This is a genomic window from Halovivax sp. (genome assembly GCA_007119345.1).
Lineage (GTDB): Archaea > Halobacteriota > Halobacteria > Halobacteriales > Natrialbaceae > Halovivax.
In genome coordinates this window covers 22,139-31,687 of the sequence record SKPV01000174.1, presented here as the reverse complement: position 1 = coordinate 31,687, position 9,549 = coordinate 22,139, and the positions used below count along the sequence as shown (strand labels likewise).

The following is a 9,549-nucleotide window of genomic DNA, read 5'->3' as shown; positions in this document are numbered from 1 at the left end:
TCCATCTTGATCAGGTCGTTCTCGACGCCGAACTTCTGTTCGCTCTCGATCTGCTGTTTGACGAGCTCGATCGTGAACGGCGTCGCCACGACCGGCGCGTTGTACCGGTGGGCCAGCTTCGAGATGGCGCCGATGTGGTCCAGGTGGCCGTGGGTCGGCACGATCGCCTGGACGTCGCCCTCCAGATCGGACATGACGCGATCGTCCGGGATCGCGCCCATGTCGATCAGATCGAGACTGTGCATCCGTTCGGTCTCGACGTTGTCGTGGATCAGCACCTGCGACAGGTTCAGCCCCATGTCGAAGATGACCACGTCGTTACCCGCGCGGACGGCGGTCATCTGCCGCCCGACTTCCTCGTAGCCGCCGATTGTTGCGATTTCGATTTCCATTGTCGTAGCACTGAAAGCCGCCCTTGGCGGACTCCCATCGAAACGGTCCGCGGACTCCCGGTTCGTACGGCCCCGGCGTCTTGCAGCGCGTCGGCCTCCCGCTATACGACCCCGACCACGGCACCGCCGTGGCCCGATCGCACTTGCCCGCGGGTTTCGCTACGGTAGCCTACACACCCGCTCGGTATAAACGCAGCGGGTTGGTCGTCGCGAACTCGGTCGACGGCACCGGCGAGCCGTCCCGGGACGGTGACCGCGAGCCCAACAGTTAGGGCCCTCGCGCGCCCTCTCGCCGGTATGATCAGATCGTTCGACGGCGCGAAACCGGAGATCGCCGAGTCCGCCTACGTCGACGAGAGCGCGGTCGTCGTCGGCGAGGTCACGATCGAGACCGACGCGAGCGTCTGGCCCGGCACCGTCCTGCGCGGGGACAACGGTCGGATCGTCGTCCGCGAGGGCGCGAACGTCCAGGACAACGCCACGATCCACGAGGGAAGCGAGATCGGTCCGTACGCGACCGTCGGGCACAACGCCATCGTCCACGGCGCGACCGTCGGCGAGCGGGCGATGGTGGGGATGGGCGCGGTCGTGCTCGACCGATCCACGATCGGTCGAGAGAGCCTCGTCGGGGCCAACAGTCTCGTCACCGAGGGAACCGAGGTGCCGGCGTCGGTGCTCGTCGCCGGGACGCCCGCCGAAGTGATCAAGGAAGTCGAGGACTCGCCATGGAGCGGGGCCGGCGACCACTACGTCGGGCTGGCGAAACGCTACGAGGAGACGTCGGAGGTGGTCGAACGAGGGGCGGTCGAACCCGACGAATGAAGATCCGGGGGACGCGGTTTCGTCGGTCGAACCGCGGGTCGATCAGGATACCGTCGTTCCTGGACCCTCGCCCGCGAAGAATCCGTCCAACTGGTCCACGCCGAAGATTCCGGCTTCCGCGTTCAGCTCGCAGAGCGCGCGAACCTTCGCCGCCATCCCGCCCGTCACGTCGGTCGCGTCGCTCTCGCCGAGGAGCGTCGCCACGTCCTCGTAGCGTTCGATCCGATCGACGACCCGATCGTCCGCGTCCAGCACGCCCGGCACCGTCGAGCAGAGCCCGACCCGTCCGGCGCCGAGGGCGTCCGCCAGCTCGACGACCAGCTCGTCGCCGCTAACGACGGTCGTTCCCGCCCCCTCGTGAGCGACGAGATCGCCGTGCAGGACGGGCACGAACCCTTCTTCGAGCAGCGCCGCGACCTGGCCGGTCGGAAGCGAGAGGGTCCCGTCGGCCGAGCGGTGACCGGCGGAGAGCGGATGCACCGGAACCGCCGGGACCCCCCGGTCGATCAGCCGGTCGAGGACGAATCGGTTCAGCGTCGTCATCGCGCCGTGGATCGCGTGGACGGCGTCGATCTCCCGCGTGCCGGCGGTCGTGCTCACCCCGCGCTCGCTCGCGTGGTGGTGGCCGAAACTGCCGCCGCCGTGGACGACGACGAGTCCGTCGGCGTCGTCCGCGTCGATCGCGGCCGCGATCGAGTCGGCCGCCGCGTCGAGCGCCTCGCCGTCGAGCGTCTCGGGGCGGTCCTTCTCGGTGATCACGCTGCCGCCGAGTTTCAGGACGACCGTCATTCGAGCCGTTTCACCCCCTCGTCGGCCAGCTCGGCCCGGAACGCGTCCTCGCAGCCGGGGAGGTACCGCAGCGCGGTCTCGGTTTCCGCGGTCGGATCGAGCGCGACGACGCAGCCGCCGCCCCCGGCGCCCGTCAGCTTCGCGCCGCGCGCGCCCGCCTCGCGCGCGGCCCACACCATCTCGTCGAGCGACCGCGAGGAGACCCCGAGAGCGGCGAGGAGTCCGTGATTGAAGTCCATGAGCCGCCCGAGTTCGTCCAGGTCGCCGGCCGCGAGCGCGTCCTCGCCGTTGCGAACGACGTCGCCGATCGCCTCGACCGTGTCCGCGGCGAAGTCGTACTCCTCGCGCAGCGACCGAACGCCGGCGACGAGCGCGCCCGTGTCGCCGGCGCCGCCGTCGAAGCCGACGACCATCGGCAGCTCCGGCGACGCGAGCGGGCGACAGTCGTCGCCCTCGACGCGGACCGCACCGCCCATCGCCGAGCAGAAGGTGTCCGCGCGGGAGGCCTGGCCCTCCTGGACGGCGTGTTCGGTCCGGTAGGCGCGGTCGGCGAGCTCCTCCCGGGGGAGGGTGACGCCCAGTTCGCGCGTCGCGGCGTCGATCGCCGCCACGACCACCGCCGCCGAGGATCCGAGCCCGGCGCCCAGCGGGATGTCGCTCTCGATCGTGACGTCGAAACCGGCCGCCGGCTCGTCGGTCACCTCGCGGACCTGCGCGATGGCCTCGTCGACGTAGCCCATCGCCGCCTCGATCAGGGACTCCGAGACGTCGACGTCGGGCCGATCGTCGGTGCGGCCGCCGTACTCGACCGTGAAACCGTCGAGGCTGAGATCCTCCGCGTGCACGCGCAGCTTGTCGTCGTCGCGGCGCTCGACGCCCACTCGCGCGCGGCGCTCGATCGCGCACGGGACCGCCGGTTCGCCGTAGACGACGGCGTGCTCCCCGAAGAGGTAGACCTTCCCGGGGGCGCTGGAACGAGTCATTAGCGGACGATTCGCCCGTTCGGGCTTAATTGCTGCCTTCTCGGTCCGCCGGAGCGTTCACGACCGATCCGTCGCGGGACGCGCGTGGGTCAGAAGAGGAGGATCGAAAGCACCTGGTAGATCAGCCCGAGCGCGAAGATCGCGATCAGTGCCGCCGTGGCCATTACCACGACGGGCGGCACCCGTTTTTCTTCGAACGTGAACAGCAGGTCGCTCATGATCCGTGATCGGTCAGACCGGAAGGTAACTCTTTCCGTTCGGTCCCACCGCTCGCCGGGCGTCGTGCGGTCGCAGAATCGTCACGCCGGTGCGGACTGGTAGTCCGAACGGCTCACGCGAAACGCGTCGTCAGACGATGCTCTCGAAGTCCTCGAGCGCGTAGGTCGGCTCGGCGCCGCGGCGGTCGAGGGTCTCGTTGGCGAGCAGCCAGTAGACCACCGAGAGGGCCTTGCGACCCTTGTTGTTCGTCGGGACGACGAGGTCGACGTTGCTGGTCTGGTTGTTCGAGTCGCACATCGCGATGACCGGGATGCCGACCGTGATGGCCTCCTTGACGGCCTGGGCGTCGCCGATCGGGTCCGTCACGACGACGACGTCCGGCTCGATGTAGCCGGCGTACTTCGGGTTCGTCAGCGTGCCGGGGATGAAGCGTCCGGTGCGGGCGCGAGCGCCCACGGCCTCGGCGAACTTCTCGGCCGGGAACCGACCGTACTGGCGGCTCGAGGTGACCAGGATCTGTTCCGGCGCGTAGTTCGCGAGGAAGTCCGCGGCCGTGCGGATCCGTCGGTCGGTCTTCGAGACGTCGAGCACGTAGAGGCCGTCGGTCCGGACGCGGTGGATGAACCGCTCCATGTCCTTCGTCTTCTGCTGGGTCCCGATGTGGACCCCGGCGCCGAGGTAGTCCTCGACGGGGATCAGGAGGTCGGCCTCCTCGTCGCTCATCACGTCGTCGTCGAGGGCCGGGCCCTCGTCCGCTGGCTCCTCGGCCTCGGCCTCCTCGGCCTCGGCGGGCTGTTCGTCCGCGGGATCGACGTCCTCGGCGGGATCGGCGGCGGGACCGGCTCCTTCGGCCGGCTCCTCCTCGATCTCCTCCTCGGCGGCGTCGAGCCCCTCCTGGGATGGGTCGTTCTCTGTCATATCGCGTCGTCCTCGATTCGAATCAGCTCGTTCAGCTTGGCGGTTCGCTCGCCGCCGACGGCGCCCGTCTTGATGAACGGGGCGTCCGTCGCCACGGCGAGGTGTGCGATCGTCGCGTCCTCCGTCTCCCCCGAGCGGTGTGAAACGACGGCCGCGTAGCCGTTCTCCCGGGCGAGTTCGATGGCGTCGAAGGCGTCCGAGAGCGTCCCGATCTGGTTCGGCTTGATCAAGATGGCGTTGGCGGCCCCGCGATCGATCCCGTCACGGAGGCGCTCGGTGTTGGTGACGAACAGGTCGTCGCCGCAGATCAGGGTCCGGTCGCCGACGCGGTCCGTCAGGTCCGCGAACGCGTCGTAGTCGTTCTCGTCGAGGGGGTCCTCGACGTAGACGAGATCGTACTCGTCGACCAGCTCGGCGACGTAGTCGATCTGCTCGTCGGTATCGCGGTCGACGCCGGTCGACTCGTACGCGTACCGCTCCGCGTCCGCGTCGTAGAGCTCGGCGGCCGCGACGTCGAGACCGAAGCCGATCTCGAAGCCGACCTCGTCCTCGACGATCGACGCCGCCTCGTCGACGATCTCGAATGCCTCGCCGTCGTCGATCGACGGCGCCCACGCGCCCTCGTCGCCCTTGCCCGCGGGCTCGCCGCGTTCCTCGAGCAGGTCCGCGACCGTCGCGTGGACCGCGGCGTTGGCGAAGACGGCGTCGGCGACGCTCGGGGCGCCGACGGGCGCGGCCAGGAACTCCTGGATGTCCGTCGCGTCCGCGGCGTGCTCGCCGCCGCCGACGACGTTCCCGAGCGGGATCGGGAACGAGTTGCCACGGAAGGTCCCGCCGAGGTGCTGGAACAGGGGAGCGCCCAGCACGTCGGCGCCGGCCTTCGCGGCGGCCATCGAGATCGCGACCGCGCTGTTGGCGCCGATCTCCGAGAAGTCGTCCGTGCCGTCGGCGGCCCGAAGGATGGCGTCGACCTCGCGCTGGTTGCCGGCGTACGCCTCGCCGACCAGCCGCGGGACGGCCCGCTCGCGGGCCTCGGCGATCGCTTCCCCCGGCGGGCGCTCGATCGCCTCGTACTCGCCGGTGCTGGCCCCCGAGGGTGCCGCCGCCCGACCGAAGCCGCCGCTCTCGGTGAGCACGTCGGCCTCGACCGTCGAGTTGCCCCGGGAGTCGAGCACCTCGCGCAGCCGGACCTCGGTGACCAGCGTCATCTGCGATCCGGCCCCCGGTTGACGGTGAACGGGAGCACGCCGGCGTCGTACTCCTCGGCCGCGATCAGGATCGGTTCCGTCTGGTCGGTCTCGATCAGTACGGGGGCGCCGTAGGACACTTGCAGCGCTCGCGCACCGAGGATTCGGGCCTTCTCGTAGCGGTTGTATCGTTCCTGTTGCATGGCTACTGGTACGGCGAGACGACGTCGACGAGGTCGGTGTGCGAGACGAGCATCCGGCGACAGCAGTACCGGTCGACGCCGAGGTCGTCCAGCACCGCGGCGGGATCCTCGTCGCCCTCGCGGGCGCGCTCTTCGAACTCTTCCCAGTGCTCGGCGACCACGTTGCCGCAGGTGAAACACCGAACCGGGACCATCATACCTGGCTCACCTCACCGGTAGGATTTCTGGTAGCGGGCCCGGGCGCCGGGGCCGCCCCACTTTTTCGATTCGGACTGGCGCACGTCGTTCACCAGCAGCGAGCGGTCGAACGCCATGAAGGCGTCGCGGAGTTCGGCGTCGTTCGTGTGCTGGACGATGCCGCGGGCGATGGCGGTGCGGACGGCATCGGCCTGTCCGCTGATGCCGCCGCCCTCGACGCGGACGTCGATGTCGATCCCGTCGCGCAGCTCGTCGCCGGCGATACGGAACGGTTCCAGCATCTTCAGCCGAGACATCTCCGGTTCGACCAGCTCGACGGGCTGGGCGTTGATACGGACCCGACCCTCGCCCTCGCGTACCGTGGCGCGGGCGACGGCCGTCTTCTTCTTACCGCTCGTGTTCGTTACCATGTGGCGTTCGCACCGAGTTGTTCGGAGACTTCGCCCAGGTGGACGAAGCGGATGTTCGAGAGTCGATCCAGCGACGTATCCGGAAGGATCTCCGCCTCGCGGTCGTCGTCACCCTCGTAGGGATCGCCGACGTAGACGCGGACGTTCTCGAACGCCTCGCGCCCGCGCGTCTTCTTATACGGCAGCATACCGCGGATCGCCCGCTTGAAGATCATGTCCGGGCGCTTGGGGTAGTTCGGTCCCCGGTCGGACCCGAGCTGGACGCGGGTGCGGTACGTCTCGAAGACGTCCTCCTTGTCGCCCGTGATGACCGCGTCCTCCGCGTTGACGACCGCGACGCGCTCGCCGTCGAGCGCGCGCTGGGCGACCTCGCTCGCGACGCGACCCAGGATGCAGTCCCCGGCGTCGACCACGAGATCGGCGTCGAATTCGGCGAGACTCATGCGATCACCCGCACGTTCGATCCCTCTGGGTTCTCTTCGAGCAGCTGCTCGAGCGGTACCGTCTCGCCGACCTGATCGATCTTCGTCGCGGCCGACGACGAGAAGTCGACGGCGGCGACGGTGACGTTCTTTCGTAATCGGCCGCTTCCCAGCACCTTGCCGGGAACGACGACCGTCTCTTCCTCGCGGGCGTACCGCTCGATCCGCCCCAGGTTCACCTCCGCGTGGTTCGCTCGGGGCTTCTCGAGGCGGTCCGCCACGTCGCGCCAGACGTCGGCGTCCGACGATCGGGACGCGGACTTCAGCTCGGCGATGAGGTCGGTGAGCCTCGGATTAGTCTTCGTACTCATTGATATCCTCCGTCGTACTGCGATCGTGCACCCGCCGCTCGCGGTGGGGCCGGTGCGAAGAAGTGCGCGTGATGCAGGGAGCAGGATTTGAACCGCCGGGAGACGGTCGGCCTCGCATACGCTCGACCGCTGGGACTCCCGTGGCTCAAACCTGCAGTTCCATTTTTTCGGCTCTCCCGTTCGGTCGAGCCGAAAAAATGCAGGGAGCAGGATTTGAACCTGCGGACTCCTACGAGACAGCGCCCTGAACGCTGCGCCGTTGGCCTGACTTGGCTATCCCTGCTCGCACTTCCGTCTACCCGCCGCCCCTTCAAACCCCTTTCGATCCCCGGTACGGGTCGGTCCGCGGCCTCGCGGCGACGCGGTCGCGGCGCTCGCCGTTCGCCGGCGGACGCCGTCTCGTGGGGAGCGGGGTGGCGGGTCATCGTTCTATAGCTGTACCGCTTCTTCGAGTTCCGCCGCGCGGACGTCGAGGGACTCCGCCGCCCGAAGGACCAGCTCGTCCACGCTGAACGACCCGTCCGTCTCGACGTGGAAGACGAACGCGTTCGGCACGTCCTCGACGGTGACCTCCTTTCCGGGGTACCGTTCGGAGAGGTCGTGCCCGAACGACTCGGTCGGGACGAGCTCGCCGTCCTCGGTTTCGATCACGCCGCGGATGGTCCGCGGTTCCTCGTCCGCGAATTCGGGGAGGTCACCCTCGACGGTCACCCGCTGGAGGTGCCGGTAGCCGACGGCGACGCCTCCCTGATGTTTCGCGTGGTTCTTCCCGCGGTTCGTGACCGCGTCGGCCTCGGCCTCGAGGCGCTGGTCCTCCTGTAACTGGATGATCGGGACGTTCTCGTCGGCGGGCCGGACCAGCTCCGGCTCGCTCGAGACGAGGTCGCCCGAATAGGCGGTGGCGGGCCCCTCGACGTCGATCGAGAGCGTGACGGCGTCGTCCTCGCCGAACTCGCCCTCGGGGGGCGTCGTCAGCGGGATCAGCCCGAGCCGGAGCGCGAGCTGCTCGTCGAACATCACCGACGAGTTCTCGACGAACCGGACGGTGTCGATCGCCATGGTCGGGACGTCGGCGATCATCGCGCGCCGGATCCCGTTGGCGAACGCCGGCGTCACGCCGCGAACCAGGAACCGCGCCTCGCGATCCCCGCGTTCGACGAACTCGACGTCGTAGTCGGCTGCCATGGGTCTAGTAACCGCCCTTGCCCTTCGGCGCTCGCGATCCGTCGTGCGGGATCGGCGTCACGTCCTCGATGCGGCCGATCTCGATGCCCGACCGCGCCAGCGCGCGGATCGTCGCCTGGGCGCCGGGGCCCGGCGACTTCTGGAGATTGCCGCCCGGACCCCGCACGCGAACGTGCAGGCCCGTGATCCCGGCGGCCTTGACCTCCTCGGCGACGGACTCGGCCATCTGCATCGCGGCGTACGGCGAGGCCTCGTCGCGGTTCTGTTTGACCGCCGTTCCGCCGCTGGACTTGGCGATCGTCTCCGCGCCCGTGAGATCGGTGACGGTCATGATGGTGTTGTTGAACGATGCGTGCACGTGGGCGATGCCCCATTTCTCGTCGTCTGCCATTTATTGACCCTCCGCGCGTTCGGGGTGGAGATCGTCCGCGAGCGGACTGTTCTCGTCGAACTCGACGAGGTTCTCCTCGTCGGTGTCGACGACGTACGACGGGATGCGCGTTCGCCGACCGTCGACGACCACGTGTCCGTGCGTGATGAACTGGCGCGCCTGCTGTGGCGTGTTCGCCAGCCCCTTCCGGTAGGCGACCGTCTGCAGACGGCGCTCGAGGACGTCCTCGATCTCGAGACCGAGGACGTCGCCCAGGCCGTCTTCCTCGTCGAGGACGCCGACGCGCGTGAGCCGGCCGAGGAACTCCTCGGTTCGGCGCTGGACGACGGGGTCGTCCTGGGCCTGGGCCAGCAGGTCGCGAGCCTCGCGACGGTACGAACGCAGCTCGGACTGGGCTCGCCAGAGTTCCTCCTTGTTCTTCAGGCCGTAGCGGTCGGCCAGCGAGTGCTCGTTGGCGATTCGCTCGCCCTGGAAGGGGTGATTCGGCGTCTCGTACTGTTTGGTGTCAGTGCCGAGCGGCATCACTCATCACCCTCCTCGGCGGCCTCTTCGGCTTCTTCGCGGATCTGTTCGACGTTGACCCCGATGGTGCCCTCCGTTCGACCGGTGGACTTCGTCCGCTGGCCGCGGACCTTCTGGCCGCGCTTGTGGCGGACGCCCTTGTACGAGTCGATCATCTTCATCCGGTTGATGTCCTGCTGTCTCGTCAGTTCGAGGTCGTTGCCGGTCTCGTGCGTCGTTTCGCCGGTGTAGAAGTCCGTCGGACGGTTGGTCATCCAGTCGGGAACTTCGTCGGCGAGTCCCTCCACGAGTTCGACGACCTCGTCGATCGTCTCGTCGTCGAGCGCGCCGAACGTCGCCGTCCGGTCGACGCCGGCTTCGTTCGCGATGTGTCGGGCGGTTCGTCGCCCGATGCCTTTGAGTTCGATCAGCGAGCGCTCGACGGACTTCGTCCCGTCGAGGTCGGTCTGACCGATGCGAACGAAGTACCGGAGGTCTTCGTCGTCTGCGGTGTCTTGCGGTTCTTCCTCGCTCATGTATCGTGTCTGGTCTGTGGTC

16 protein-coding genes and 1 tRNA gene are annotated in these 9,549 nt (G+C 68.6%); 1 reads left to right on the top strand and 16 read right to left on the bottom strand.

Going from position 1 to position 9,549, the window contains the following annotated elements:
• Window positions 1–392: MBL fold metallo-hydrolase (locus QZT59_RS11850; protein WP_290816252.1), on the bottom strand; the 392-nt coding region annotated here is incomplete at its 3' end.
• Between the two features lie 297 nt (window positions 393–689).
• Between QZT59_RS11850 and QZT59_RS11845 the strand changes: the two genes are divergently transcribed.
• The gene (locus QZT59_RS11845) at window positions 690–1,214 is read left to right on the top strand and encodes a gamma carbonic anhydrase family protein (RefSeq protein ID WP_290816249.1); all 525 of its coding nucleotides are present in this window, start codon (window positions 690–692) and stop codon (window positions 1,212–1,214) included.
• Window positions 1,215–1,256: 42 nt separating this feature from the next.
• On the opposite strand, the gene QZT59_RS11840 is transcribed toward QZT59_RS11845, so the two are convergent.
• The 15 genes from QZT59_RS11840 to QZT59_RS11770 form a co-directional block, all read right to left on the bottom strand.
• Window positions 1,257–2,003 carry an isopentenyl phosphate kinase gene (locus QZT59_RS11840; protein WP_290816246.1) on the bottom strand — a complete coding sequence of 249 codons (747 nt, stop codon included), beginning with the start codon at window positions 2,001–2,003 and terminating at the stop codon, window positions 1,257–1,259.
• On the bottom strand, window positions 2,000–2,986 hold the full coding sequence (gene mvk / locus QZT59_RS11835) for a mevalonate kinase (RefSeq protein WP_290816243.1): 987 nt from the start codon (window positions 2,984–2,986) through the stop codon (window positions 2,000–2,002). Before mvk ends, QZT59_RS11840 begins: the two co-directional genes overlap by 4 nt.
• 89 nt (window positions 2,987–3,075) lie before the next feature.
• A complete protein-coding gene (locus tag QZT59_RS11830; RefSeq protein WP_290816240.1) occupies window positions 3,076–3,204 on the bottom strand; it encodes a hypothetical protein in 129 nt (42 codons plus the stop codon).
• A gap of 130 nt (window positions 3,205–3,334) precedes the next feature.
• Complete coding sequence (rpsB, locus tag QZT59_RS11825; RefSeq protein ID WP_290816237.1) at window positions 3,335–4,123, bottom strand: 30S ribosomal protein S2; 789 nt, start codon at window positions 4,121–4,123, stop codon at window positions 3,335–3,337.
• Window positions 4,120–5,331, bottom strand: a complete 1,212-nt coding sequence (gene eno / locus QZT59_RS11820; RefSeq protein ID WP_290816234.1) for a phosphopyruvate hydratase — start codon at window positions 5,329–5,331, stop codon at window positions 4,120–4,122. Before eno ends, rpsB begins: the two co-directional genes overlap by 4 nt.
• Entirely contained in the window at window positions 5,328–5,513 is a 186-nt protein-coding gene (locus tag QZT59_RS11815; protein ID WP_290816231.1) for a DNA-directed RNA polymerase subunit K, read from the bottom strand. Before QZT59_RS11815 ends, eno begins: the two co-directional genes overlap by 4 nt.
• 2 nt (window positions 5,514–5,515) lie before the next feature.
• Window positions 5,516–5,710, bottom strand: a complete 195-nt coding sequence (locus QZT59_RS11810; RefSeq protein WP_290816229.1) for a DNA-directed RNA polymerase subunit N — start codon at window positions 5,708–5,710, stop codon at window positions 5,516–5,518.
• Between the two features lie 12 nt (window positions 5,711–5,722).
• Entirely contained in the window at window positions 5,723–6,121 is a 399-nt protein-coding gene (locus QZT59_RS11805; protein ID WP_290816226.1) for a 30S ribosomal protein S9, read from the bottom strand.
• A complete protein-coding gene (locus QZT59_RS11800; RefSeq protein WP_290816223.1) occupies window positions 6,115–6,564 on the bottom strand; it encodes a 50S ribosomal protein L13 in 450 nt (149 codons plus the stop codon). Before QZT59_RS11800 ends, QZT59_RS11805 begins: the two co-directional genes overlap by 7 nt.
• Window positions 6,561–6,914 carry a 50S ribosomal protein L18e gene (locus QZT59_RS11795; RefSeq protein WP_290816220.1) on the bottom strand — a complete coding sequence of 118 codons (354 nt, stop codon included), beginning with the start codon at window positions 6,912–6,914 and terminating at the stop codon, window positions 6,561–6,563. The genes QZT59_RS11800 and QZT59_RS11795 overlap by 4 nt, the downstream gene beginning before the upstream one ends.
• A gap of 198 nt (window positions 6,915–7,112) precedes the next feature.
• Window positions 7,113–7,197, bottom strand: a tRNA-Leu gene (locus tag QZT59_RS11790).
• A gap of 146 nt (window positions 7,198–7,343) precedes the next feature.
• Window positions 7,344–8,099 (bottom strand): DNA-directed RNA polymerase subunit D, encoded by a 756-nt coding sequence (locus QZT59_RS11785; RefSeq protein ID WP_290816217.1) that lies wholly within the window; start codon window positions 8,097–8,099, stop codon window positions 7,344–7,346.
• A gap of 4 nt (window positions 8,100–8,103) precedes the next feature.
• A complete protein-coding gene (locus tag QZT59_RS11780; RefSeq protein WP_290816214.1) occupies window positions 8,104–8,490 on the bottom strand; it encodes a 30S ribosomal protein S11 in 387 nt (128 codons plus the stop codon).
• Window positions 8,491–9,012, bottom strand: coding sequence for a 30S ribosomal protein S4 (locus QZT59_RS11775; RefSeq protein WP_290816211.1), 522 nt, complete (start codon window positions 9,010–9,012; stop codon window positions 8,491–8,493).
• Complete coding sequence (locus tag QZT59_RS11770; protein ID WP_290816255.1) at window positions 9,012–9,527, bottom strand: 30S ribosomal protein S13; 516 nt, start codon at window positions 9,525–9,527, stop codon at window positions 9,012–9,014. The genes QZT59_RS11775 and QZT59_RS11770 overlap by 1 nt, the downstream gene beginning before the upstream one ends.
• Window positions 9,528–9,549: the final 22 nt, after the last annotated feature.